Below are 23,421 nucleotides of genomic sequence, written 5' to 3' on the forward strand. Positions count from 1 at the left end.
GAGAAATGACCACCACCCGCCACACCCGCCTGTCCGGCCTCGAACCGCTGGTCATCACGCCCGACCTGCTGTTCGTCAACGTGGGCGAACGCACCAACGTCACCGGATCGGCGCAGTTCAAGAAGCTGATCAAGGAAGACCGCTACGACGAGGCGGTGGAGGTCGCGCGCCAGCAGGTCGCCAACGGCGCGCAGATCATCGACGTCAACATGGACGAAGGCCTGATCGACTCGGAAGCGGCCATGGTGCGCTTCCTCAACCTGATCGCCGCCGAGCCGGACATCGCCCGCGTGCCGGTGATGGTGGATTCGTCCAAATGGAGCGTGATCGAGGCCGGCCTGCGCTGCCTGCAGGGCAAGGGCATCGTCAACTCGATCTCGATGAAGGAAGGCGAGCAGGCCTTCCTGGAGCATGCCCGGAAAGTGCAGCAGTACGGCGCCGCCGTCGTGGTGATGGCCTTCGACGAACAGGGCCAGGCCGACACCGCCCAGCGCAAGATCGAGATCTGCTCGCGCGCCTACGAGCTGCTGACCGGGCAGCTCGACTTCGCGCCCGAGGACATCATCTTCGATCCCAACATCTTCGCCATCGCCACCGGCATCGAGGAGCACAACAACTACGCGGTGGACTTCATCGAGGCCACCCGCGAGCTGAAGCGGCGCTTCCCCGACTGCCACGTCTCCGGCGGCGTCTCCAACGTGTCGTTCTCGTTCCGCGGCAACGACACCGTGCGCGAGGCGATCCACTCGGTATTCCTGTACCACGCGATCAAGGCCGGCATGGACATGGGCATCGTCAACGCCGGCGCGCTGGCGATCTACGACGACCTCGACCCCGTGCTGCGCGAGCGCGTCGAGGACGTGGTGCTGAACCGCCGCGAGGACGCCACCGAGCGCCTGCTGGAGATCGCCGACAACTACAAGAAAAAGAAGGGCGAGGTCGCCACCGAGACCCTGGCCTGGCGCGAAAAAGACGTGCGCGCGCGCCTCAGCCACGCGCTGGTGCACGGCATCGACCAGTACGTGGTCGAGGACACCGAGGAAGCGCGCCAACAGGTCACGCGCCCGCTCGACGTGATCGAAGGCCCGCTGATGGACGGCATGAACGTGGTCGGCGACCTGTTCGGCGCCGGCAAGATGTTCCTGCCGCAGGTGGTCAAGTCCGCCCGCGTGATGAAGAAGGCGGTGGCCTACCTGCTGCCCTTCATCGAGGAGGAGAAGGCGCGCACCGGCGACGTCGGCAAGAGCAACGGCAAGATCGTGATGGCCACGGTCAAGGGCGACGTGCACGACATCGGCAAGAACATCGTCGGCGTGGTGCTCCGCTGCAACAACTTCGATGTGATCGACCTCGGCGTGATGGTGCCGGCGCAGAAGATCCTCGACACCGCGGTCGCCGAGAACGCCGACATGATCGGCCTGTCCGGCCTGATCACGCCGTCGCTGGAGGAGATGGGCCAGGTCGCCCGCGAGATGCAGCGCCAGGGTTTCACCATGCCCCTGCTGATCGGCGGCGCCACCACCTCGCGCGCGCACACGGCGCTGAAGATCGAGCCGCACTACAAGTCGCCCTGCGTATGGGTGAAGGACGCCTCGCGCGCCGTCGGCGTGGCGCAGTCGCTGGTCAGCAAGGAACTGGTCGACGCCTTCATGGCGAAGATCCGCGCCGAGTACGCCGAGATCCGCGAGCGCCACCGCAACCGCGGCCCCGGCAAGCAGTTGGTGTCGCTGGAAAAGGCCCGCGCCCAGCGCTTCGGCTGCGACTGGGCCGCCTACGAACCGCCGCAACCGGCCAAGCCCGGCCTCACCGTGTTCGACGACTACGACCTGGCCGAGCTGCGCGACTACATCGACTGGACGCCGTTCTTCCAGGCCTGGGAACTGGCCGGCCACTACCCGGCGATCCTCACCGACGAAGTCGTCGGCAAGCAGGCCAGCGAGCTGTTCAACGACGCGCAGAAGATGCTCGACAGGATCGTCGCCGAGAAATGGTTGACCGCACGCGCGGTGATCGGCTTCTGGCCCGCGGCCAACGTAGGCGACGACATCGAGATCGTCGCGCCCCCCCCTCCCTCCGGGAGAGGGCCCGGGGGTGAGGTTCCGGACGAGGCGAGCGCGACCTCCCCTGTGGAAGACACCGTCGTGCTGCACCACCTGCGCCAGCAGGCCGACAAGCCGGTCGAACGACCCAACCTCTGCCTGTCCGACTTCATCGCGCCCAAGGCATACGGCAAGCCCGACTGGATCGGCGGCTTCGCCGTCACCGCCGGGCTGGGCATCGAGGAGCACCTGGAGCGCTTTCGCGCCGAGTACGATGACTACTCCTCGATCACCCTCAAGGCGCTCGCCGACCGCCTCGCCGAGGCCTTCGCCGAGCGCATGCACGAGCGCGTGCGCCGCGAGTTCTGGGGTTATGCGCCGGACGAGTCGCTGGACAACGAGGCATTGATCGCCGAGCGGTACAAGGGCATCCGCCCCGCCCCCGGCTACCCCGCCTGCCCCGACCACACCGAGAAAGCCACGCTGTTCAGGCTGCTCGACGCCACCGCCAATGCCGGCATCGAGCTGACCGAGGGCTTCGCTATGTACCCCGCGGCGGCCGTCTCCGGCTGGTACTTCTCGCACCCGGACAGCCAGTACTTTGTGGTCGGCCGGCTCACCAAGGAGCAGGTTGCCGACTACGCGGGGCGCAAGGGCTGGTCCCTGGAGCAGGCCGAGCGCTGGCTGGCCTCCAACCTGGACTACGACCCGGAATAACCATTGCCGTCCCCGGGCCGCTTTGTGGCGGCGGCTTGGGGTCAGGGCCCGGTATCAGCGCACCTGCATCGACAGGCATTCCTGTGCCCCGGCCAAGTGGGCCGCTCGCTCGCCATGGCTTACGCGGCGGCCAGGCTGAAGCGACGGTCGATCGCGGCCGGAACCGTTCCCGCCGATGAAAGGCACCCTGTGGTCAGGTCGCGTCGCCGGTGACACTGTCCTTGTGATGGCGCATGTGCACGATCAGGTTGTAGATCGAGACGAAGGCCGGGAAGAAATTGGACAGGATGCCCACCGAGTCGTTCTTGCCCACGATGAAATAGGCCAGAAGCAGCACGCTGCCGCACACCGACAGCCACCAGAACGCCAGCGGCATCACCACCCGCTTGAGCTTGCGCGTGTAGTACAACTGCACGAACCAGCGGCTGGTGAACATGATCGACCCCAGGAAACCGACCATCTTCCACGGCGTCACCTCGAACCGCTGCAGGGCGTCGATGACGTGCTGTAAATCGTGCGGCTGGAGAAGCATGGGCATGGCCGGTGAGCGCAGGGAGGGCGATTCTAGCAATGCCTTCCTTTCCGTCGCCCTAGCGCCGCGCCCGCCCCAGTCCGGCAACCCGTTTCCCAGGCATTGACCTGACCCGCGACTCCCCGTATATTTGCGCGCTCTCGGCGGGCGGTTAGCTCAGCGGTAGAGCACTGCCTTCACACGGCAGGTGTCACAAGTTCGATCCTTGTACCGCCCACCACCGAATCGAAGCAAAAAGCCCGGCCATGCCGGGCTTTTTGCTGTCTGAGAGGCTATGCAGGTGTACAGCCCGTCTGGACGCCCAACTGGGTGGTGTTCACACTCCCGGAGCCACTGACCTGCAGAAGCGCTCCCGGCACGGCGGTCGTGCTGAACCCCGTGCCCGTGGTGCCCTTGGGCCGGTAGCACACCTGAAAATTCAGGGCGCTATCGGGCTTGAGCTGCCCTTGCTGGCCATAGCTGATCACGGACGCTCCCTTGATCTGGATCGAAACGCCACTGCGAGCCTGGGTATAGCGCAGCAGGATATTGCCCGCGTCGCTGCCGTCATAAGCCGTATTGGCCTTGGCCTTGCCCGCCGCATAGGTGTAGATGATCCAGCCCGTGTCGTAGGCCGTACTGCTGGCACAACTCGTACCGTCCGTACTCGGGCACATCGACACCGTGCTGTGCCGTGTAACCGCCTCCGTCCTGGCATAGGACAGATCGGCGAGCAGCGCATTGCTCGCCGTGCTGACGTCGTTGCGGCGAATCGAATTGTTGAAGCTCGGTACCGCGATGGTCATCAGGATGGCCAGTACGGCGATCGTCACCATCAACTCGATCATGGTGAACCCGCGGGCCCGTTGTGAGGATCTGCTCATGGCCGTCACCAGCACTTGCCGTTCGTCTCGTTGCCACTGAACGTCTTGTTTCCGACGTTGTTGATCGAGAGGTTTCCACACTTGTCGCCGACCTGATCGCCGGCCGGCGTAGCCGTTGCCGTGAACGCGGACGAACTCGACGCGGGTATGGACGCGGTGTAGTACCCCTTGTCGGACGACAGGCTGGCAAATCCCAGGTCGCTCAGGCTGCCGTACTTGTTGAACGTCGCGTAATGGCGTTCTTGCGCGGTAGCAAGCCGCAACAGCAGTTCCTGCCCGTCCGCACGTCGCGACCGGAACGCATACCGGCCGTACGCCGGCACCGCAATGGCGGCAAGGATCGCGATGATCGCCACCACTATCATCAGCTCGAGCAAGGTGAACCCGCGTGTCTGGTCCATGCGCAACCCCCTGTTACTGGTCATTGTTCAATTCTCGCCAGGACCGGCGACGCCAGATGGCATCGTCAATGGTAAGCGTCTTGCCGCTCTGCAATGTCAACCCCGGCACCAGCAATTGCCCGCCGCCGACGGCCGCCGCAATGGGCAAGGCGCCTCCCGTCGGCGAATTCTTCACACGGGCGCCGACCACCTGATAGGTCTTGCCAGATCCCCAACCTGCCGGGGAGGAAGGAGAGGACAGCCCGCTTCCCGCTCCTCCGGTCGCCGCATCGACCACCATCAACGCTCCGTCGTGCCCAGGATCGCAAGGATCGTCGCCACCGGGAATGAACGTGGATATGACGGCACGGTTCGTATCGAACAGCGCACCCGGCGTCACCACTACGCGCTCACCCTTAGCCGAAGTGATGTCCAGATCGAAATACCAGCCGCCACTCCCGACGCCCGAGGAAGGTACCGACAGGTTCGTCAATCCACGCGGCAAGTTCGTATCGGTGGATTCGATCAGTGTCTGCTTGGTCAATCCTCCCTTGGCTTGAACCTTCTGCACCGTGCTACCGATGTCGCGAATTCCGTATACCGATTGGGTGATGGCGTTCGTACTCACATTGTCGTCCGAGCTGAGGAACTTGCCGGTACCGAACACCACGATAAAACGCGATGTCATCGGATCGGGGAACAGGCGCGGCATCACGGTGATCGGCTGATTTCCGTTCACTGCCGGCTTGAACGCAAGACTTATCGTCCATTTGGACGAATCCGGGTCGCTCAGGTCGAATTTCCACAGATTTCCCACCAGGTCGCCGGCAAAAGCCACGTCGTCGATCTGGTCGTTCGTGTAGTCGCCCAGTACGGGCGAGGTAAGGCCATAGCTGGTTACCGTACCTGGCGTCCTCAGCTCCCGGATCAATGCGCCAGTTTGCGCGTCAACCACGAACAGCGAGCTCGTCGTATTTGCCGCGGCCGGTGGCTTATCGCACGGCGCCGGGGCGCTCAGCTTGGTGCAGTCCGGAAAGTAGCCGCTTGGAATCAGCACGACCCACTTGCCGTTGGCAAGCCGCCCCACATTGGGCTGCCCGAACGTGTAGCCGAGATTGGCCGGGTTGTTGGCTTTGGTCAGGTCGGAACTGTCGGCTCCGACAGAATCCGCGGTGAACTCCCACAAAACCTTGCTGCTGGCGTCGGAAACGGTAGCCGTCGGATCGGTGATATCCAGGGCATAGACGCCACGCCCGCCATAGCGAAGCCCTCCCACCAGAATCGTATGCCACTCCGAATGTGCGCCGCCCGACGCATCCTTCTCGCTGAAGAACACATCGCGAGTCACCGGAGTTGCGTCCACCGTCGGCATGTAGGCGGTGTTGAACTTGGGAGAGCTCAATTTGCTCAGGTTGGGATATACGGCATAGGGCACGTAGGCCCACAACTCCTTGCCTGCGCTCGTCGTGGACGTACCGTCGCTGTTCTGCGAGGCGTCAAAGGCATGCAGCATGCCGTCGTTCGCTCCGACATAGACCACTGGCTTGCGGTCCGCGTGCTTCTTTACGAACTGTTCGTAGCTACTGCAGGTGTCATCCTTGAAGCAGTCGCTTTTGTCCGAGGCCATCGCAGTAGTTTCGGGCGCCGCAGGGCCACCGGTTATCTGGGGAAAGTTGTTCCTGTAGCCATCGACGGGGTAAGCCACGTATTTGGTCTGCGAATTGATGATGGCCCCGAGAAGACTATTGCGCGTGCGGAAGGAACCTCCTTCCTTGCTGTCGTCGCCACGAATCCACTTGAGCCGATCCTGTCCGTTGGCATCCTTGGTGGCCGGATCGCTGTATGGAACCGTATTCAACCAGTCCTGCTGGACCCCGGCGCCCAACGCCGCCCAGTCGAAGTTGATGCCGCTCACTTTCTTCGTGGTGCCGTCGTATTTGCCGGTGAGAATCACGCGCGTGGTAGCAGGGCTATCCAAGGCATCGAGGATCTTGGCCGCGTTCCACCGCTCGGTTCCTAGATTGCCAGCCAAGTCCACATCGTTGGCGGTGACCGTGCCCGTCCAATCCGAAGGCTGATACGTGGTGGGATAGTTCAACGCACCCGGAACCAGCACCGCCGTATTCAGGCTCGCAGGTGCGGAGGACCCCGACGGCGCGCTCACGTCCTGGAGAATTGCCTTCAACGACTCCACCAGCTTCTGGGGATCGGAGGCACTGAAATACCCACCGCGGCTGTTGATCGCCGCATGCCACATGTCATCGATGGCCTCGGCCTGATTTGAGACAGCCCTCGGCCAAGGAGTCGTACCGTCGATCAAATTCGGCAGATCGGCTTGACCAAGAGTCCCATCGATACCGAGCGTCACGATGTACTGACTCAGGTGCTGCCATGTCGCGGGATCGTTCTTGTAATTGTAAAAAATATCGGTATTCAAGCGCTCGCTGTCGCCCTTCGCCAAAGGGGGTGTGGCCGTCAAATCGGACCATCTGGGCTTGACCTTGTTGGCGATACTTGGCTGCAAATCCTTGCCCCAATAATAGAAGGCAATATTTGCCAACGACTTGCTGAACGTTTTACCGCCACGGCCATTGTCGACATTGGAATAGATACTCGCCTTCCCTCCAGTCAGGTAGTTCGGTGCCTCCGGTAGCGTCTGGCCGGCCTCTGAAGTGAAGGTGCCAGGATCGACGGTCACGTCGCTATCGCTTTCATTCCAGTAGCCGTCCGTGACAAGGATATGGAAATTCTTACGGCATGCCAGATTGCCACCGCCCTGACCGCTTATCCGACCATTCCAATAAGGATTCTTCTTCGTAAATGCTATCGCACCACTGACATCACGCTTAAAAAATTCTCCCACGCGCACTGCAGCCGCACGATCAGGGGTTCCGTCACTGCTCTCGATCTTCTGCAGCCAGGTATAAAAGTCGCTCTTAACCGTACCATTGGTCGTGGTACTGCTCAGCGCATCGATAACAGAGTCATCGCCCAGAGCGACGCTCCAAGCGCGGGTAATAGTGGTACAGCCCCACCTATTACAACTATCGTGCTTGTTTGGCCAGATCGTCTGCCAGACAACGCGAACATCCGTACTGACCTGAGCAAAGGCCCGGCTGATTGCGGTCTTGGCCATCAGGTTTCGTGTTCTGTAGTATGAATACCAGTTAGCGAAATTCTGGCGCTCAGCCGCATCAGTCCGGGTAACGCCATTTACGGTCGCACCGATGTTGGCACGGGTCAGATCGACTTTCGTGCCGTCTGGCTTATTGTAATAGGCATGACCGTTTGAATTAACATTGCACCCCACATCGTTAATGGTGGTATTGGTTTTATCGTGATCCGCATTCCATGTGTATGTGGGAACATATCCAGAAGACAGGTTGACCTTCGCAGATCCGAAGCCCAGGGCGGCGCTAAAACCGTCAACCGGCACGCTTGGCCACGCAACCCCCTGGAATGCGACGCCAGCCTTGTCCAAGGGCGGATCGTAGGTAATGAAGGGATTATAATAAATCTTGTTTTTTGAATAATTACCCCAGTCGCTACAACTGTTGAATGAATCCGGCAAAAAGCCCGAAGCCATGCTTCCCGAGTCATCGAAGGTCAACGCCACATTCGGCGCCACGCCGACCGTGATGTCGGGCGGCGTGGTACTGATATCGGTCGCCCCCGGGTTCTGCGTATCCGCCTGCACCGGCGCGCCGATGCCTCCCATCAGCGCCAGCAAGAATCCCAAGGCCAGCGGGCGTACCCGATGAACGATTGACGTTGACTTGCCCATGACTCGACGCTCCGGCTCAGTTGCTCTTGGCGGCGAACGTGCTTTCCAGCACGCGCACGGTGTCTGCATTGCCGCCTGTGGAACGGGCGGTGATCCGATAGATATGGCGGCTGGTGCTGCTGTAGCCCGTGCCGTAGCTGCCGGTCGCACCCGACTCGTGCTGGGTGCCGACTCCGGGCGGAAGCTCCTGGCCAAGATCCTCGATCATGTACAACGGGTTCTTGGCCAACCTGGCCGTTCCACGCTCGGTCGATGTGTAATCGACCCCGCCGCCAGGTCCCTTGTAGGCCACCGCGGCCTGGGCCACGGTATCCGTCACCCAACCGGCGCTGGTCCGGAAGCTGACGACGTTTGCGATGGGATGGAGCGGATCGTAGGTATAGCAGGCGGTAAAGATGCCCGTGCCGCAGTTGAGGGCCGTACCGATGCTGCTGGTACTGGTCCACAGCTTCCATTCCGCGCCGCGCAAGGCGGTCTCGGCGCTCATTTCGGCGAGCTGGGCGTTGCGCAGGCCGCCGGCCATGCGCTCCTGCAGCAGCGAGCGTCCCGAAGCGCTGATGGCGAGAATGGTCAGCAGCAACAGGAAGATAAGCGCGACCACCAGCACGACGCCGCGCTGCCTGCGAGGGAAGCCCCGGCCTCCAAGATTCCGCGGAATGGGCAATGCCATGTTCGACTCCATCTTCGACTCGCCGGCGGCACCGGTACCGCCCGAGGTATCACGGGTTGTAGTTGCGTACCGAAACCAGGTAGGTGAATTCGCGCCGGATCATTCCATCGGGGAATCCCTGATCGCTGGGCTTGATCGGGTGGTCGGCGGGCGCTTTGGGCGTGGTTATCTTGTCGATGCCGTAGGTGTAATAGAGATCCGTGCTGGCAAGCGAGGCCAACGGCAACTGGCCGTCCATCACCAGGTTGATCTCGATGCTCTTGACCGCTCGCCACAGGCAGCCGGGATCGGTGCCCAGCGGCGTGGGGACTGATGGCGGGCAGTCGGCACTGCTGCTGGCATCTACCTTGTCTGCCGCAAGGTATTTGAGCTTGCCATCGGCACCTTCCACGCCGTAACGGAAATCCAGGCGCTCGACACCACGTACCAGCTCGCTGGACGTACCGTTGACCCTGCGCATCAGGGCTCCCGTGGTCTGGCCGCTGCCGTTGCCGTTGTCCACTACCTGAAGGTAGTAGGTGACAGTCTGGTAATCGTCGTTGAAATTGAACAGGCGCGGTGCCGACTGGGGCTGCTGCACGATCGGCTGCGCGAGGTTCAGGTCGGACGACGAGGAGGACGAGGCCGGGGAGAAGTCGCCGGAACTGTTCGGATCGCTGACCGCGAAGATCTCCGCGTTGGAGCAATCGGCCAGCATCGCCAGTTTTCCCTTGAGCGTGGACAGTGCGGGCTCGCCCGTCGCCGGGACGATATGGATGCTGGCAATGGTACCGTCGGCCTTGGCGGTGATCGTGTTGCTGCCGCCAATCGGCCAGCCTCCCGTCGAGTTCATGTAGCGCACGGTGAGCACGTCGGCGCCGATGACACGCGAACCGGCCGTCTTGCCCATCTTGGGAATGGCGCTGACCGCGCTGTTGGGATCGACAGGCTTGCAACCGCTCTTGTCGCAGTCGTAACCGCGCATCGACAGGAACGACGGCATGTAATAGGAACCCGTGGGTACCGCCGGATAGCTCCCGCTTCCCATGGTCGTGGTCACGTCAGCCATGGCGGCAGTGACGTTCCTGGCATACACGGTCGGCGCGCGCAGGCCGTCCATGAAGGTCTGCGCCGCGCTGGGGTGCGCCACGCCGCCACTGTTGGTGCAGTACTGGCCGTTGGCCATCCGCAGGTCGTCCTTGAGCCGGGTGACCGCGTAGCGCCCCTCTTCCTGCAACCGCGCCATCTGCGTCTGTGCACGATTGCTGCTGGAGGTGGACAGGAAGACCGTGATGATGCCGGCGGATACCAGCAATCCCAGCACCATCGCCACCATCAGCTCGATCAGGGTCACGCCGCGCTGGCGTTGCGCAAAGTAACGTGACATCGCGGGTGTCGTCATGGCTGGAACTCCCACGCGAAAGTCTGCAGCTCGGCATCGCGGTTGCTCTTGTCGCCTTCCTTGCGCTCGCTCCACTTGATCTGCATCTTGCAGTTGCCGCCGTAGGGCGGGCGCATGCCGACCTGCCCGGGAGCGGCGGGAGTCGCCGCCGTGGCTCCCGAAGCGGGCGTGCCCAGCGACCACGGCCCCGGTGTATAGCCGGCCGCGCTGGCATCGCAACTGATCGAGGCGACGGCGCCAGGCAGGAAGCTGGATAGCTGGCTGCTCCACTGGCGCTGGTCGGCCACTGCCAGTTCAGCCGGATTACACCCGGCACTGCAATCGGCATTGGCTGCCGTGCTTCCGCTGACGGGGTATTTGTCGGAGTTGTAGTTGTTGTTCCACACACCAACCGGATTGGCCCGCATGCGGTCAGCCATGCCGCTGGCCAGAAAAGTCACCTGGGTACGCAGGTACGCCGCATGGTTCGAGCGCGTGGCCATCACCAGCAGACCGGCCAGCCCGATCAGGCCGATGCTGAAGATCAGCACGGCCATCATCACTTCGATCAGCGAGATACCTCGCTGACGCGACAAGACTTGCATGGAAATTCTCCCTGATACCCCTGATCCGAAGTGTAGTCGCGCCCCGGGCCTCGGCCAGCGGGGTTCCGACAAGCGGTGGCTTTGGGCCGACAAGCGGCCACCCGGCCAGGGGAAAATTGCGCGGCATCACGTCGCGATCGTGATGCCGGCCAACTTCGCCGCCCATCGCCGTGACCCACCGACTCCGGCCATGCGCGGCGCGGCGGCAACGCCGGATCGCCCGCCGGCGGGAACCACGCGGCACCCCGTGACCAAGAAATCGGCCCTCCCCATGCAGCTTGCGCACAAGCCCAGCCGGCCGTAAAATCCTTGGCTCTTTGCCGGAATAGCTCAGTTGGTAGAGCGGCGCATTCGTAATGCGTAGGTCGTAGGTTCGATTCCTATTTCCGGCACCAGCTTCGACGCGAAGGCCCGCAACCCTGCGGGCCTTCGCGTTTCCGGGACGGCACGGCGGCGCGCCCTGCCGTTCCCGGCGGCTTCAAGCGCCACGCGCGATAATGTGCCCATGAACGACATCGCCACACCCAGCGCCGCGCAGGCGCAGCAGGACATCGCCGAGGAGTTCGCGTTCTTCGGCGACTGGACCGAGCGCTACCAGTACTTGATCGACCTGGGCAAACGGCTCCCGCCCTTCCCCGAGGCGTGGAAGACCGAGGAGCACCGCGTGCACGGCTGCCAGTCGATGGTGTGGCTGGTGCCCAGCGGCGATGCGGCGAAGCTGCATTTCGACGCGGCCAGCGATTCGGCGATCGTGTCGGGGCTGATCGCCCTGGTGCTGCGCGTGTACTCCGACCGCAGCGCGGCGGAGATCGTGGCCACCGAGCCCGAATTCATCCAGGCGATCGGCCTGGCCAAGCATCTCTCGCCCACCCGCTCGAATGGGCTGGCGGCGATGCTGGCCAAGCTGAAGCGCCATGCGGCGGAAACGCTCGGCTGACGGGCCGGAGCAACAGCGAACGGCAGCCGCAACGAAAAAGCCCCGCATCGCGGGGCTTTTCGCTGGCCGGAACGGAGGCTTCCGCGCTCAGTCGCCCATCTGCTTCTGCAGGTGCTCGCGGCGCTCCTGCGCATCGAGCGACAGCGTGGCGATCGGGCGGGCGTCGAGGCGGTCCAGGCCGATCTCCTCGTCGGTTTCCTCGCAGTAGCCGTAGCGGCCTTCCTCGATCCGGCGCAGCGCCTTGTCGATCTTGGAGATCAGCTTGCGGTAGCGGTCGCGGGTACGCAGTTCCAGCGAGTTCTCGGTTTCGCGGGTGGCCCGCTCGGCCTCGTCGCCGACGTCGCGCACTTCGTCGCGCAGGTTCTCCATGGTCTGGCGGGACTCCTCCACCAGCTGGTCGCGCCATTCGCGCAGCTTGTTGCGGAAGTAGGCCAGGTGCTTGGGGTTCATGTACTCCTCGTCGTTCGAGGGACGGTACCCCTTGGGCAGGTCGATGTTGCTGGTGGACGGCAGGGCATAGCGCCCGTCTTCACGGGTGATGCCATTGTCGAGTGTCGTGGCGAGATTGTTCATTGAGGACTGCGGGGTCTTCTGTTTCTTGGGAGAGGTATGGCGTGCGGTGGCCGTGGCCACCTTGCCCTGTACTGGCGGGGCGGCAGCCGGCTGGGATGCGTGCCGGTTCGTCGGCGCGGCGGCCTTGGCGACCGGCGCAGCCGCCGGCTTGGCCGGCTTAGGCGCGCTGGCCGGTTTCGCTGCCGGCTTCGGCGCGGCCTTGTTCGATGCAGGCTGCTTGACGGTGGCAGCGGTCTTCTTCACGGGCTTGGCCGCCGCCTTCGGGGCGGCGGGCTTGGCGGTTTTCTTGGCGACGGCTTTGACGGGAGCCTTCTTGGCCGCGGCCTTCTTCACCGGGACCTTCTTCGCGGGCGCCGCCTTGGCCGGGGCTTTCTTCTTGGCTGCCGGCTTGGCCGGGACCTTCTTGACGACGACCTTCTTGACCGCCGCCTTCTTTGCCACGACCTTCTTCGCCGGCGCGGCCTTCTTCACCGGTTTGCTCGCGCGTGCCGCCGGGACAGCCGCTTTCCTGGCGGCCTTGGCCGGCTTCGCCTTGCCTGCGGCCTTCCCTTTCTGCGCCTTCGCGGCGGTCGAACTACGCGTCGTTTTCGCCATTTCCCTTCACCGTTTATGGCCGTGGCGGCCGGGTGTTATAGCCCATGTACCGTGCACCAGCAACCGTGCTTCTGGAATACTTGCGACACTACATGCCGCAAGCTGTTTTGGCAGCGTGAATTGTCGTGACCCGATTTCTACTTGTACTGCTCGGCTTCTACAAGCGTTGGCTCAGCCCCTTGCTGGGGCAGCGTTGCCGCTTTTACCCCAGTTGCTCCGATTATGCACGGATTGCCATTGCGCGCTTCGGACCGCTGCGCGGCAGCCTGCTGACCGGCTGGCGCCTGCTGCGCTGCCAGCCCCTGTGCGAAGGCGGCGAGGATCCGGTGCCCGAGCATTTCCATTTCCGGCGCTGCCGACCCCCGGCCTGCCGTACTCCAGGAGATTCCAAGCATGTCCACTGACTGGCTGATCAAGAACGCCGAACTGGTCAACGAGGGCCGCCGCTTCCACGCCGACCTGCGCGTGAAGGACGGCCGCATCGACGCCATCGCCGGCGACCTCGACGCCCGCCCCGGCGAGCAGGTGATCGACGCGGCCGGCCTGTGGCTGCTGCCCGGCATGATCGACGACCAGGTGCACTTCCGCGAACCCGGGCTCACCCACAAGGCCGATACCTGGCACGAGTCGCGCGCCTGCGCCGCCGGCGGCATCACCAGCTTCATGGAAATGCCCAATACCAGGCCCCCCGCGCTGGACCGCGACACGCTGGAGGCCAAGTACGCCCGCGCCGCCGAGACCTCGGCGGTGAACTACGCGTACTACATGGGCGCCAGCAACGACAACCTGGAGGCGATCAAGGCGCTGGACCCGCTCGCCGCCCCGGGCGTGAAGGTATTCATGGGCGCCTCCACCGGCAACATGCTGGTGGACAATCCCGAGACCCTGGACGGCATCTTCGCCCACTGTCCCACCCCGATCATCACCCACTGCGAAGACACCCCGATGATCGACGCGCTGCACGCCAAGGCGCGCGAGAAATACGGCGAGGACATCCCCGCCCGCGAACACCCGCTGATCCGCTCGCGCGAGGCCTGCATCAAGTCGACCCGGCTCGCCATCTCGCTGGCGCAGAGGCACGGCACCCGCCTGCACGTGCTGCACATCTCCACCGCCGACGAGCTGGCGCTGTTCCAGCCCGGTCCGCTGGTGGGGCAGGACGGCACGCGCAAGAAGATCACCGCCGAGACCTGCGTGCACTTCCTGCACTTCGACGACGCCGACTACGAGCGCCTCGGCTTCCTGATCAAGTGCAACCCGGCGATCAAGACCGCGGCCGACCGCGAGGCGATCACCCGGGCGCTGGCCGAGGGCCGCATCGACGTGCTGGCCACCGACCACGCGCCGCACCTGCTGGACGAGAAGGCCATGAAGTACGACAAGGCGCCGTCCGGCCTGCCGCTGGTGCAGTTCGCGCTGCAGGCCGCGCTGCAGCGGGTGTTCGAGGGCAAGCTGTCGCTGGAGCGGGTGGTGGAGGCCGTCACCCACGCGCCCGCCACGCTGTTCGACGTGAAGGAGCGCGGCTTCCTGCGCGAGGGCTACGCCGCCGACCTGGTCCTGGTCGATCCCCGCAAGCCGCACCTCGTGCGCCGCGAGGAGGTGCTGTCCAAGTGCGGCTGGTCGCCGTTCGAGGGGCAGACCTTCGCCAGCTCCATCGCCGGCACCTTCGTCAACGGGCGGCGGGTGTGGGACGGCTCGAAGCTGGACGACAGCGTGCGCGGGCAGCGCCTGGCCTTCGCCCGATGAGGCTCCCGGCCGGCGGCCACGCCAGCCGCCGCGGCCTGCCATGGGTGCCGCTGCTTGCAGCTTGCCTGGCGGCCGCGTGCCTGTCCGGCCCGGCCGGCGACGCGCGTGCCGCCGATGCCGGCGTCCTTGCCGGGCGCATCCCGGCCACCGTCTCCCAGGGCGGCCTGGTGATCGCCCGCGTCCCTGCCGGCAGCCGCGTCAGCGTCGGCGGCAGGCCGGTGCGGGTCGGCGCCGATGGCACGGTGGTGTTCGGTGCCGGCCGCGACGAGAAGGGGCCGCTGCAGGTCGGCCTGACCGCGCCGGACGGCCGGCAGCGCGCCTTGCGCATCGCCGTCATCCCGCGTGACTGGCCGATCGAACGCGTCGACGGCGTGCCGCCGAAGACCGTCAACCCGCCGCCGGCGATCGCCGCGCGGATCCAGCGCGAGCAGGCCGCGGTCGCCACCGCGCGAGAACGCGACGACGGGCGCGAGGATTTCCGCGGCGGCTTCGCCTGGCCGGTACAGGGCCGCATCAGCGGCCGCTTCGGCAACCAGCGCGTCTACAACGGCGAACCGAAGGCGCCGCATTCGGGCATGGACATCGCCATACCGCAAGGCACGCCCGTGCGGGCGCCCACCGCCGGCATCGTCACCTTCGCCAACCCCGACCTGTATCTCACCGGCGGCACCGTCGTGCTGGACCATGGCTTCGGCCTCAGCTCCAACTTCCTGCACCTGTCGAAACTGCAGGTGAGGGCCGGCCAGCGCGTCGCCCGGGGCCAGGTCATCGCGCTCTCGGGCATGACCGGCCGCGCCACCGGGCCGCACCTGCACTGGGGCTTCAACTGGTTCGGCACGCGGCTGGACCCGCTGTTGCTGCCGGGGATCGAGGCGCCCTGAAGACTCGACTCTCGATCAGGGCATCAGATCGATACCCTGGCGATAGAACCATTGCAGCCCGGCCAGATTGAGGGCGACCATGATCCAGAACACCACCAGGAAAGCGGGTTTGCTGGATTTGTGACGCAGCCACTTCTGCGCCAGCCAGGCACCTGGCCAGCCACAGAACAAGGCCAATGCCTGCAGGGAGCTTTCCGACATACGCCAGCGGCCGGCGATGGCGGCCCGTTTGTCGTGCCGATAGGCCAGGAAAGCCGCACCACTTATCACCGCATAAGCTGCCAACAGCGACCAAGGCAGTTGTCCTCTTGACGCCAGCAATACCAGTGCTGCGCCGAAGAGCGCCACGACCACCTCGGCCAGGCCCGGACGTACGGGTGAAACAGCTCGCCGGTTGCGGGCCTTGCTCGTGATAGCGAAAGCGACCGCATCCGCCATTGGCCTCCCGCGCTCATCTTGCTTCACTTCGTACGTGAGGATGTCACCCGATTTCGGCCGCCGCACGCGGCCATCGGTAAAGTGCCTGACATGCAGGAAGATGCGTCGCTCGGTGCCGTGCATGACGACGAAACCGAACCCACGCGAGTCGTTCCATTCGACGACCCTGCCTTGCTGGCGCATGCCGACTCCCCCCAAGCCGCTCCCAGGCGGTCGGGACTATACGGGAACCCCATAGCCCCCGGGCACGCCCTTGCTGGCGTAGGCCACGGCGTCGTGCGGATGCAGGCTTTCCTGGTGTTCCAGGCGCACGTGGAAATCGGCGATGCGCGGATCGGCGTCCAGCGCCTTCTGGATGCGCCGGGCGGCGTCCTCGCAGAACATCAGGTTGCCGCCGTTGGCCAGCGCGAAGGCCTGCTCGTCCTCGCGTTTCACCGCGGTCTGCACCGGCGTGCCGAGCGCCTGCTCGACGCGGTCCAGCGTGCCGATCAGGTCGAACGCGGCGCCGTCGGCCAGGCGCACCAGCAGGCGCGCCACGCTGCGCTGCGCGTGCGGCGTGGCGACGATACCCTGCTCGCTGCCGAGCCAGGCCAGCACCGCGGCGTGATCGACCGGCCCATCGGCGCTGAAGTCCTTCGCGAACTGTTCCTGGATCAACTGCCGCGACAGCGCCGCGGAAGCCGGGCAAGTGGAGGAATAGACCACCTCGGTGCCCAGTTCGAGGCGGAAGCCGTCGGCGCCCAGGCTCGCCTCGATCGACACCGGATAGGCGCGCCAGCCGCTGTTGGCGCTGCGCAGCGCCGCACGCCGGACCAGGTGCTCGAAACGGATGCTGATGCGCGCGCGGTCGGCCAGCCCTTCGTGCGAGGACAGGAATTCGCCCAGCAACGCGCGCAGCATGTCCGCGCCGAGCGTCTGCGCGCTCAGGTAGCGGTCGACCAGCAGGTACAGCCTCGACATGTGGATGCCGCGCTTGTCCGACCGGCCCAGGTTGACGAAGGCGCCGACCTGCGCGCTGGCGCGCTGCGCCTCGCCGTCGCCGGCGTCGAAACGCACCGGCACCTCGATGCCGTCCATGCCCACCCAGTCCAGCGCGCCGGCCAGATGGGGCTGCGCCTGGGTGGCGACATCGGGCATCAGGCGGGCGGTGTTTTCGTGGCTGTGCATGGAGCTTTCCTGTTTTCGCTAGCGGTCGCCGGCGGATGGTCGCGCCGCGAGACCGTCAATCTTGGGGCAGAACGCACCCGTCGCAATAGGCGGATGGCGGAAACGCTGCGTCCCGGGGCCGTTCGGCCGGCGCGTCAACCGGCGCCGCGCCGCCATGCGCGCGCCGCACGCCAGGCGGCGAAGACTTCACGCAGGCCGCCACGCTGCGACTCCCGCTGCAACATCGGCAGCGGCTCGCGCGTGCCGGCGGCACGGCGGGCCAGCGCCAGGTCGTGGCGCGATTCCAGCGCGCGGAACACGCTGAGCGGCCCCGGCAGGCGAGCCGCGTCGCGCCAGGCCGCCAGCAGGTCGGCGAGCTGGGCATGGATCGCCGCGTCGCGCGCCTCGCCGGGCTGGCGCAGGTCGCCGCGGTTGAGTCCGAAGCGGGCCAGCCGCGCCATCGGCAGCGGCAGGCGGTCGCGCTCGGCATCGTCCTGCAGGCGACGCAGGGCATGCAGCAGGTGGGCCAGCGTGGCGACCCTCGCGGCGCGCTCCGGCGACGCCTGCTCGCCGTACCACCACGCGGTCTCCAGCGCGGCCAGCGCGCCGTGCAATTCGGTAGCGGCCGCCAGCTGCGCGGAGAAATCGGCGGCGGTGCCCTCCTCCAGTTGCGCCATCGCGGCGAGCACCGGCGCCAGCCAGCGTTCGCCAGGCAGGGCGTGCGCACGCTCGTCGTCGAACAGCACCTGGGTCAGCGGATGGCGGCCGCCGCTGGCGGCCGCGCCCGAAAGCTCCTCGGCCNNNGCCGCGACCTGGGGCTCGCGGATGCCGTAGGCCGCAGCCAGCAGTTCCTGCTCCAGCGCGGCCAGCGCGATATGGCCCGGGCAATGCCGCGGATCGACGAAGGCCAGCGCCACGCGCTGCTGCGGCTGCACCGCCAGCCATTTGTCGACGTAGCTCTGCAAAGCCCCGCTCGGCACGGCCGCATCCGTCATGCCGACACGCCACTCGCCTGCAGCAGGGCGGCCAGCTCCGCCGGCGCGTCGATCACCGTGTCTGCATCCCACTGGCGCGGATCGCCGCCGTCGAGGTAGCCCCAGGTCACCGCCACGGTATGCAGCCCGGCAGCCTGGCCGGCCAGCACGTCGCGCCGGTCGTCGCCCACGAACAGGCAGCGCGCCGGATCGAGGCCGGCCCGGGTGCAGGCCAGCAGCACCGGGGCGGGGTCGGGCTTCTTCACCGGCAAGGTGTCGCCGGACACCACCGCGCATGCGCGTTCGGCCCAGCCGATGCGGCGGACCAGTTCGTCGGTGAGGAACGCGGGCTTGTTGGTGACGATGCCCCAGCGCACGTCCTGCGCCTCGAGCATCGCCAGCAGCGGCTCGATGCCGTCGAAAGGCCGCGTCTGCCGCGCCATGATCCGCTCGTAGATCGCCAGGTATCTCGGCAGCAACGCCTCCAGCGCCGGCTCGCCGCGGTCGGCGAAGGCGCAGCGCAGGATCGCGCGGCCGCCGCGGGAAACCACTTCGCGCACGGGCGCGTAGGGCGGCACGACGGCGTCCTCCTCGGCACACAGCGTCTGCAGCGCGGCGTAGAGGTCGGTGGCGCTGTCGAGCAAGGTGCCGTCGAGGTCGAACAGCACGCCCTGGACGTTTTCGGGCAAGGTCTTCATGCCGGCTTGCGTGCGCAGAGCACGTAGTTCACCGCGGTGATCCGGCTCAGCCATGCCTTGCGGCTGAGCGGGTTGTAGCCGAGCCCGGCGACGTCCTCCAGCTCCAGCCCGGCATGGCGCAGCAGGCGCCCCAGCTCGGACGGCTTGAGGAACTGCGCGTAGTGGTGCGTCCCGCGCGGCAGCATGCGCATCACGTACTCCGCGCCGACGATGGCCGCGCCGAACGCGGCCGGCGTGCGGTTGATGGTGGACATGAACAGCCGGCCGCCGGGCTTGAGCATGGCGGCGAGGTCGGCGACCAGCGCCGCCGGGTCCGGCACATGCTCGATCAGCTCCATGCAGCACACCGCGTCGAAGCTCTCCGGCGCGCTGGCCGCGAGCTCGGCGGAGGACTGCACGCGGTAGTCCACCGCCAGGCCGGACTCGTGCAGGTGCAGCCGCGCGATGTCGATCACCTTTTCGCCCAGGTCGATCCCGGTGACCTCGGCGCCGGCGCGCGCCAGCGCCTCGCTGAGCAGGCCGCCGCCGCAGCCGACGTCGGCGACCCTGGCGCCGCGCAGTTCCACCCGCGCGGCCACGTAGGCGGCGCGCACCGGATTGAGGTCATGCAGCGGGCGCGATTCGCCGTCCGGGTCCCACCAGCGCGCGGCCAGCTTGTCGAAACGGGCGATTTCCTCGGGGCTGACGTTGGCGGTGTGCTCGATCATGGTTGCGGGTCCTTCGACTTCGCTTTGCTCGGGAGGGACAAGGGAGCCTGGAAACCGGCGCTATCCGGGCAAAAGTTGGGATCGCGCGGCTTCATTGCAACCGGCGCGAAGGTGCCGGGCCCCTGCCCGGCTAGCCTTTCGGCCGCCGAAGGCGCTTCGCGGGCATCGCCGGCAGGAGGCTAGCGCGTCAGCCATTCGTGCACCGTGATGTCCCAGCCGCCGCTGGTATGGGCGGGATCGCGCCGGACGATGGCCATCGCCTCTTCCAGCGATGGCGCGCGCAGCAGGTAGGCGCCGCCGCTCTTGTCGCCGAACGGGCCGGACATCTCGTTGCGCCCCTGCGCGCGCAAGTCCTCCAGGAATTGCTGGTGCAGCGGCACCACCGCCGGGTCGTAGGCCGGGCGGCGGATCAGCAGGACGAGGTAACGAAGCATGGCGGAATCCTGGTTGTCGTCTGAAAGGTCGTCACGCGTGCGCCACGATGCGCTCGCGCCAGCCGCGCGCCTTGGCCAGGATCGCCGCGGTGTCGATGCCGACCAGCTCGCGCGCGGCCAACCTGCGCTGGCCGGCGATCCACACGTCGCTGACCTGGTGGCGGCCGGTGGCGTAGACCAGTTGCGAGGCGACGTGGAACAGCGGCTGGGTTTCCAGGTCGCTCAGGCGCACGGCGGCGAGGTCGGCCTGCTTGCCCGGCTCGATCGAGCCGATCTTCGCGTCCAGCCCCATCGCCCTGGCGCCGTTGAGGGTGGCCGCGCGCAGCGCATACGCCGCGTCGAATGCCGCCGCGTCGCCGGCCACCGCCTTGGCCAGCAGCGCCGCCGTGCGCATCTCGCCGAACATGTCCAGGTCGTTGTTGGAAGCGCAGCCGTCGGTGCCGATGGCGACGTTGACGCCGGCCCTGCGCAGCTTTTCCGCCGGGCAGAAGCCCGAGGCGAGCTTGAGGTTGGATTCCGGGCAGTGCACCACCGACACGCCGGCCTCGGCGCAGGCCGCGATCTCGCCGTCGGTGAGCTGGGTCATGTGCACCGCGATCAGGCGGTCGTTGACCAGGCCCAGCCGCTGCAGGCGCTGGAACGGGCGCAGCCCGCTCTTCTTCTTTTCTTCCTCGACCTCGTGCGCGGTCTCGTGGGTATGCAGGTGCACCGGGATGTCGAGCTGGTCGGACAGCACGCGGATGCGCTCGAAGCTCTCATCCGACACGGTGTACGGCGCGTGCGGCGCGAACGCGGTGCTGACCAGCGCGTCGCCGAGGAAGCTGTCGTGCACTTCGCCGGCGCGCTCGAAATACTCGTCCTGCGTCTTCGCCCACGCCGTGGGGAACTCGATCACCGGCAAGCCGACCACGGCACGGAAGCCGAGCTTGCGGTAGGTGGCGCCGATCGCGTCCGGAAAGAAATAGTTCTCGTTGGCGCAGGTGGTGCCGCCGCGCAGCATCTCCGCCACCGCCAGTTCCACGCCGTCGCGCACGAACTCCGGCCCGATCACCTTGGCCTCGGCCGGCCAGATGTGTTGCTGCAGCCACACCATCAGCGGCAGGTCATCGGCGAGGCCGCGCAGCAGGGTCATCGGGTTGTGCGTATGGGTGTTGACCAGGCCGGGGACCAGCGCGTGCTCCGGCAGGCGCACGGTCTCGCGCGGCGCGTAGGCGGCGCGCGCCTCGGCGACCGGCAGCAGTGCCACGATGCGGTCGCCGTCCACCGCCACGGCGTGGTCGTCCAGCACGACGCCGTGCGGCTCCACCGGGACGACCCAGCGGGCTTCGATCAGGAGGTCGACGGGCTGGGGCTTGGCTTCACTCATGACGGTCAGGTTCCAGGGTGCGGATAAGCGAAGGGCGGCCCACCTTGCGGCGCCGCCCCTTGCTCGTCATTCCGGCGCAGGCCGGAATCCAGTTGAATACTTGTGCGAAGCACACGAATCGAGAATGAGTGCTTCGCACGAGTGCCTCACTGGATCCCGGCCTGCGCCGGGATGGCGAACCGGCAAAGGCGCGGGCGGATGCCCGCGCGCCGGTTCGTCACTTGCCGACGCGGCTGTCGTACTCGCCGGTGCGGGTATCGACCTTGATGATTTCATCCTGGTTGACGAACAGCGGCACGCGCACCACCGCGCCCGTCTCCAGCGTGGCCGGCTTGCCGCCACCGCCGGAGGTGTCGCCGCGCACGCCCGGATCGGTCTCGGTGATCTTCAGCTCGACGAACTTCGGCGGCTGCACGGCGATGATCGCGCCGTTGAAGATCGTGACCACGCACTCTTCCTCGCCCTTGAGCCATTTCCAGGCATCGCCCATGGCGGCCAGGGAGGCGGGCATGGTCTCGAAGGTCTCCATGTTCATGAAGTTCCAGACCCGGTCCTTGCCGATGCCGTCGATGAACGACAACTGCATGTCGGTATCGGACGCATCGGCCTCTTCGAAGGAGTCGCTGGACTTCAGCGTCTGCTCGGTGGTGCGGCCGTCCTTCAGGTTGCGGATGCGGATGCGGGTGAACGCCTGGCCCTTGCCCGGCTTGATGAAGTCCGCCTCGGTGATGATCCAGGGATCGCCGTTGTGAAGGATCTTCTTGCCCGTTTTGACATCATTGAGGCCAAGGGTCGCCATGCGCTATCTGCTCCGAAGTCGATTTCGCCCGGTGGGCGGCTAAAATGCGTATCTGTCACGGGCTTCGCCGCCCGCTCCAAGGCCCGACATGATAACCGCAAGCCCCCATCCACGCCTATCGTCGCCCGCCCCCGGCTGGCGCGAGCTGTGGCGGGACGCCATCACCGATGCGGCAGAGCTGCTGGAAGCCGCCGGCCTGGCCGGCCGGACCGACCTGCTGCCCCCCGACGACGCGGGCTTCGCGTTGCGGGTTCCCCGCGGCTTCGTCGCGCGGATGCGCCAGGGCGACCCGTCCGACCCGCTGCTGCTGCAGGTGCTGCCGCAGGCGGCGGAGCACGCCCGGGTCGAAGGTTTCGCCGCCGACGCCGTGGGCGACATGGCCGCTAAGGCCGGGCGCGGCGTCCTGCACAAGTACGACGGGCGCGCCCTGCTGGTCGCCAGCGGCAGTTGCGCCGTCAACTGCCGCTACTGCTTCCGCCGGCACTTCCCCTACGGCGAGGAGATCGCCGCGGCGGCGCAGTGGCGCGAGGCGCTGGCCCACGTGGAGGCCGACCCGTCGATCCGCGAGCTGATCCTGTCCGGCGGCGACCCCCTGGCGCTGGCCACGCACAAGCTCGACGAACTGACCCGCGGCCTGGCCGGCCTGCCCCACGTGATACGCCTGCGCATCCACACGCGCCTGCCGGTGGTGCTGCCCGAGCGCGTGGACGACGCCTTCGTGGCCTGGCTGGCGGCCCTGCCGCTGCAGAAGGTGGTGGTGCTGCACGCAAACCACGCCAACGAGTTCGACGCCGGCGTGGACGCCGCCTGCGCCCGCCTGCGCGAGGCCGGCGCCACCGTGCTCAACCAGTCGGTGCTGTTGCGCGGCGTGAACGACGACGCCGGCGCGCTGGCGGACCTGTCCGAGCGCCTGTTCGCGGCCGGCGTGCTGCCGTACTACCTGCACCAGCTCGACCGCGTGCAGGGCGCCGCCCACTTCGAGGTGGACGACGAGCGCGCGCGCGCGCTGGTGGAGGCGCTGCGCACCCGGCTGCCCGGCTACCTGGTGCCGAAGCTGGTCCGCGAGGTGGCCGGCGACGGGTCCAAGCGCCCGCTGTGAGCGCCCGCGCCACGCCGCGGCTTGTCGTCCATCACTTCCCGGCCCGCTTCTACTGGCGGCCCACGGCGTTATCCGCTAC

General features: G+C 66.4%; 22 protein-coding genes, 2 tRNA genes and 1 pseudogene. 8 read left to right on the plus strand and 17 right to left on the minus strand.

All coding sequences use genetic code 11. The features are described from left to right. Positions 1 to 5 precede the first annotated feature (5 nt). Positions 6 to 2,756 (plus strand): methionine synthase, encoded by a 2,751-nt coding sequence (gene metH, locus ASG87_RS13505; RefSeq protein ID WP_056006004.1) that lies wholly within the window; start codon positions 6 to 8, stop codon positions 2,754 to 2,756. A gap of 193 nt (positions 2,757 to 2,949) precedes the next feature. Here the strand turns inward: metH and ASG87_RS13510 are convergent, their stop codons facing one another. Further along, a complete protein-coding gene (locus tag ASG87_RS13510; protein WP_056006006.1) occupies positions 2,950 to 3,288 on the minus strand; it encodes a lipid-A-disaccharide synthase N-terminal domain-containing protein in 339 nt (112 codons plus the stop codon). A 145-nt stretch (positions 3,289 to 3,433) separates the two neighbouring features. Here ASG87_RS13510 and ASG87_RS13515 point away from each other — a divergent pair. Next, positions 3,434 to 3,508: transfer RNA gene (locus ASG87_RS13515), tRNA-Val, on the plus strand. 52 nt (positions 3,509 to 3,560) lie between these two features. Here the strand turns inward: ASG87_RS13515 and ASG87_RS13520 are convergent. Genes ASG87_RS13520 through pilV form a run of 6 tightly spaced genes read right to left on the minus strand, consistent with a single transcriptional unit; the run spans position 3,561 to position 10,950 of the window. Beyond that, positions 3,561 to 4,151, minus strand: coding sequence for a GspH/FimT family pseudopilin (locus ASG87_RS13520; protein ID WP_157511094.1), 591 nt, complete (start codon positions 4,149 to 4,151; stop codon positions 3,561 to 3,563). A 5-nt stretch (positions 4,152 to 4,156) separates the two neighbouring features. Continuing rightward, the gene (locus ASG87_RS13525) at positions 4,157 to 4,552 is read right to left on the minus strand and encodes a type IV pilin protein (RefSeq protein ID WP_056006012.1); all 396 of its coding nucleotides are present in this window, start codon (positions 4,550 to 4,552) and stop codon (positions 4,157 to 4,159) included. A gap of 13 nt (positions 4,553 to 4,565) precedes the next feature. After that, positions 4,566 to 8,315: a PilC/PilY family type IV pilus protein gene (locus ASG87_RS19555; protein WP_162258368.1), complete on the minus strand. Its 3,750-nt coding sequence runs from the start codon at positions 8,313 to 8,315 to the stop codon at positions 4,566 to 4,568. A gap of 16 nt (positions 8,316 to 8,331) precedes the next feature. Beyond that, on the minus strand, positions 8,332 to 8,985 hold the full coding sequence (locus ASG87_RS13535; RefSeq protein WP_162258369.1) for a PilX N-terminal domain-containing pilus assembly protein: 654 nt from the start codon (positions 8,983 to 8,985) through the stop codon (positions 8,332 to 8,334). A 49-nt stretch (positions 8,986 to 9,034) separates the two neighbouring features. Beyond that, a complete protein-coding gene (locus ASG87_RS13540; RefSeq protein WP_082582971.1) occupies positions 9,035 to 10,366 on the minus strand; it encodes a PilW family protein in 1,332 nt (443 codons plus the stop codon). Further along, entirely contained in the window at positions 10,363 to 10,950 is a 588-nt protein-coding gene (gene pilV / locus ASG87_RS13545; RefSeq protein WP_082582972.1) for a type IV pilus modification protein PilV, read from the minus strand. Before pilV ends, ASG87_RS13540 begins: the two co-directional genes overlap by 4 nt. A gap of 319 nt (positions 10,951 to 11,269) precedes the next feature. On the opposite strand from pilV, the gene ASG87_RS13550 reads away from it, so the two are divergent. Then, positions 11,270 to 11,345, plus strand: a tRNA-Thr gene (locus ASG87_RS13550). 110 nt (positions 11,346 to 11,455) lie between these two features. Then, positions 11,456 to 11,887: a SufE family protein gene (locus ASG87_RS13555; protein WP_056006027.1), complete on the plus strand. Its 432-nt coding sequence runs from the start codon at positions 11,456 to 11,458 to the stop codon at positions 11,885 to 11,887. An 87-nt stretch (positions 11,888 to 11,974) separates the two neighbouring features. Here the strand turns inward: ASG87_RS13555 and dksA are convergent, their stop codons facing one another. Beyond that, positions 11,975 to 13,054, minus strand: coding sequence for an RNA polymerase-binding protein DksA (gene dksA / locus ASG87_RS21000; protein WP_235499648.1), 1,080 nt, complete (start codon positions 13,052 to 13,054; stop codon positions 11,975 to 11,977). Positions 13,055 to 13,179: 125 nt separating this feature from the next. Here dksA and yidD point away from each other — a divergent pair, with 125 nt between their 5' ends. The 3 genes from yidD to ASG87_RS13570 are packed head-to-tail and all read left to right on the plus strand — an operon-like array spanning position 13,180 to position 15,681. Further along, the gene (gene yidD / locus ASG87_RS19570) at positions 13,180 to 13,458 is read left to right on the plus strand and encodes a membrane protein insertion efficiency factor YidD (RefSeq protein ID WP_082582973.1); all 279 of its coding nucleotides are present in this window, start codon (positions 13,180 to 13,182) and stop codon (positions 13,456 to 13,458) included. After that, positions 13,448 to 14,800, plus strand: coding sequence for a dihydroorotase (locus ASG87_RS13565; protein ID WP_056006032.1), 1,353 nt, complete (start codon positions 13,448 to 13,450; stop codon positions 14,798 to 14,800). The genes yidD and ASG87_RS13565 overlap by 11 nt, the downstream gene beginning before the upstream one ends. Beyond that, positions 14,797 to 15,681 carry a M23 family metallopeptidase gene (locus tag ASG87_RS13570; RefSeq protein ID WP_056006035.1) on the plus strand — a complete coding sequence of 295 codons (885 nt, stop codon included), beginning with the start codon at positions 14,797 to 14,799 and terminating at the stop codon, positions 15,679 to 15,681. The genes ASG87_RS13565 and ASG87_RS13570 overlap by 4 nt, the downstream gene beginning before the upstream one ends. A gap of 15 nt (positions 15,682 to 15,696) precedes the next feature. On the opposite strand, the gene ASG87_RS13575 is transcribed toward ASG87_RS13570, so the two are convergent. The 9 genes and pseudogenes from ASG87_RS13575 to efp all read right to left on the minus strand — a co-directional run bounded on the left by ASG87_RS13575 (position 15,697) and on the right by efp (position 22,243). Next, on the minus strand, positions 15,697 to 16,302 hold the full coding sequence (locus tag ASG87_RS13575) for a DUF1294 domain-containing protein (RefSeq protein ID WP_056006038.1): 606 nt from the start codon (positions 16,300 to 16,302) through the stop codon (positions 15,697 to 15,699). 36 nt (positions 16,303 to 16,338) lie between these two features. Beyond that, positions 16,339 to 17,286 carry a GTP cyclohydrolase FolE2 gene (folE2, locus tag ASG87_RS13580; RefSeq protein WP_056006041.1) on the minus strand — a complete coding sequence of 316 codons (948 nt, stop codon included), beginning with the start codon at positions 17,284 to 17,286 and terminating at the stop codon, positions 16,339 to 16,341. A gap of 134 nt (positions 17,287 to 17,420) precedes the next feature. Beyond that, positions 17,421 to 18,066: phytoene synthase (locus tag ASG87_RS13585; protein WP_235499649.1), on the minus strand; the 646-nt coding region annotated here is incomplete at its 5' end. Positions 18,067 to 18,069: 3 nt separating this feature from the next. Then, positions 18,070 to 18,260, minus strand: a pseudogene (locus ASG87_RS21245) (phytoene synthase); the annotation flags it as partial. After that, complete coding sequence (locus tag ASG87_RS13590) at positions 18,257 to 18,937, minus strand: HAD-IA family hydrolase (protein ID WP_056006047.1); 681 nt, start codon at positions 18,935 to 18,937, stop codon at positions 18,257 to 18,259. The pseudogene ASG87_RS21245 and the gene ASG87_RS13590, both read right to left, overlap by 4 nt. Beyond that, on the minus strand, positions 18,934 to 19,644 hold the full coding sequence (ubiG, locus tag ASG87_RS13595) for a bifunctional 2-polyprenyl-6-hydroxyphenol methylase/3-demethylubiquinol 3-O-methyltransferase UbiG (RefSeq protein ID WP_056006050.1): 711 nt from the start codon (positions 19,642 to 19,644) through the stop codon (positions 18,934 to 18,936). Before ubiG ends, ASG87_RS13590 begins: the two co-directional genes overlap by 4 nt. 179 nt (positions 19,645 to 19,823) lie before the next feature. Further along, on the minus strand, positions 19,824 to 20,078 hold the full coding sequence (locus tag ASG87_RS13600) for a YciI family protein (protein WP_056006053.1): 255 nt from the start codon (positions 20,076 to 20,078) through the stop codon (positions 19,824 to 19,826). A gap of 31 nt (positions 20,079 to 20,109) precedes the next feature. Beyond that, positions 20,110 to 21,444 carry a TRZ/ATZ family hydrolase gene (locus ASG87_RS13605; protein ID WP_056006056.1) on the minus strand — a complete coding sequence of 445 codons (1,335 nt, stop codon included), beginning with the start codon at positions 21,442 to 21,444 and terminating at the stop codon, positions 20,110 to 20,112. A 217-nt stretch (positions 21,445 to 21,661) separates the two neighbouring features. Further along, a complete protein-coding gene (gene efp / locus ASG87_RS13610; RefSeq protein ID WP_056006059.1) occupies positions 21,662 to 22,243 on the minus strand; it encodes an elongation factor P in 582 nt (193 codons plus the stop codon). An 88-nt stretch (positions 22,244 to 22,331) separates the two neighbouring features. Between efp and epmB the strand changes: the two genes are divergently transcribed. Further along, positions 22,332 to 23,342, plus strand: a complete 1,011-nt coding sequence (gene epmB, locus ASG87_RS13615) for an EF-P beta-lysylation protein EpmB (RefSeq protein WP_056006062.1) — start codon at positions 22,332 to 22,334, stop codon at positions 23,340 to 23,342. Positions 23,343 to 23,421 lie beyond the last annotated feature (79 nt).

It is taken from the genome of Frateuria sp. Soil773 (genome assembly GCF_001428405.1).
Taxonomy (GTDB): Bacteria; Pseudomonadota; Gammaproteobacteria; order Xanthomonadales; family Rhodanobacteraceae; genus LMSL01.

Coding starts and splice junctions, on each gene's coding strand:
- metH (WP_056006004.1), top strand. CDS start 6: ATGACCACCACCCGCCACACCCGCCTGTCCGGCCTCGAACCGCTGGTC.
- ASG87_RS13510 (WP_056006006.1), bottom strand. CDS start 3,288: ATGCTTCTCCAGCCGCACGATTTACAGCACGTCATCGACGCCCTGCAG.
- ASG87_RS13520 (WP_157511094.1), bottom strand. CDS start 4,151: ATGAGCAGATCCTCACAACGGGCCCGCGGGTTCACCATGATCGAGTTG.
- ASG87_RS13525 (WP_056006012.1), bottom strand. CDS start 4,552: ATGGACCAGACACGCGGGTTCACCTTGCTCGAGCTGATGATAGTGGTG.
- ASG87_RS19555 (WP_162258368.1), bottom strand. CDS start 8,315: ATGGGCAAGTCAACGTCAATCGTTCATCGGGTACGCCCGCTGGCCTTG.
- ASG87_RS13535 (WP_162258369.1), bottom strand. CDS start 8,985: ATGGCATTGCCCATTCCGCGGAATCTTGGAGGCCGGGGCTTCCCTCGC.
- ASG87_RS13540 (WP_082582971.1), bottom strand. CDS start 10,366: ATGACGACACCCGCGATGTCACGTTACTTTGCGCAACGCCAGCGCGGC.
- pilV (WP_082582972.1), bottom strand. CDS start 10,950: ATGCAAGTCTTGTCGCGTCAGCGAGGTATCTCGCTGATCGAAGTGATG.
- ASG87_RS13555 (WP_056006027.1), top strand. CDS start 11,456: ATGAACGACATCGCCACACCCAGCGCCGCGCAGGCGCAGCAGGACATC.
- dksA (WP_235499648.1), bottom strand. CDS start 13,054: ATGGCGAAAACGACGCGTAGTTCGACCGCCGCGAAGGCGCAGAAAGGG.
- ASG87_RS13565 (WP_056006032.1), top strand. CDS start 13,448: ATGTCCACTGACTGGCTGATCAAGAACGCCGAACTGGTCAACGAGGGC.
- ASG87_RS13570 (WP_056006035.1), top strand. CDS start 14,797: ATGAGGCTCCCGGCCGGCGGCCACGCCAGCCGCCGCGGCCTGCCATGG.
- ASG87_RS13575 (WP_056006038.1), bottom strand. CDS start 16,302: ATGCGCCAGCAAGGCAGGGTCGTCGAATGGAACGACTCGCGTGGGTTC.
- folE2 (WP_056006041.1), bottom strand. CDS start 17,286: ATGCACAGCCACGAAAACACCGCCCGCCTGATGCCCGATGTCGCCACC.
- ASG87_RS13590 (WP_056006047.1), bottom strand. CDS start 18,937: ATGAAGACCTTGCCCGAAAACGTCCAGGGCGTGCTGTTCGACCTCGAC.
- ubiG (WP_056006050.1), bottom strand. CDS start 19,644: ATGATCGAGCACACCGCCAACGTCAGCCCCGAGGAAATCGCCCGTTTC.
- ASG87_RS13600 (WP_056006053.1), bottom strand. CDS start 20,078: ATGCTTCGTTACCTCGTCCTGCTGATCCGCCGCCCGGCCTACGACCCG.
- ASG87_RS13605 (WP_056006056.1), bottom strand. CDS start 21,444: ATGAGTGAAGCCAAGCCCCAGCCCGTCGACCTCCTGATCGAAGCCCGC.
- efp (WP_056006059.1), bottom strand. CDS start 22,243: ATGGCGACCCTTGGCCTCAATGATGTCAAAACGGGCAAGAAGATCCTT.
- epmB (WP_056006062.1), top strand. CDS start 22,332: ATGATAACCGCAAGCCCCCATCCACGCCTATCGTCGCCCGCCCCCGGC.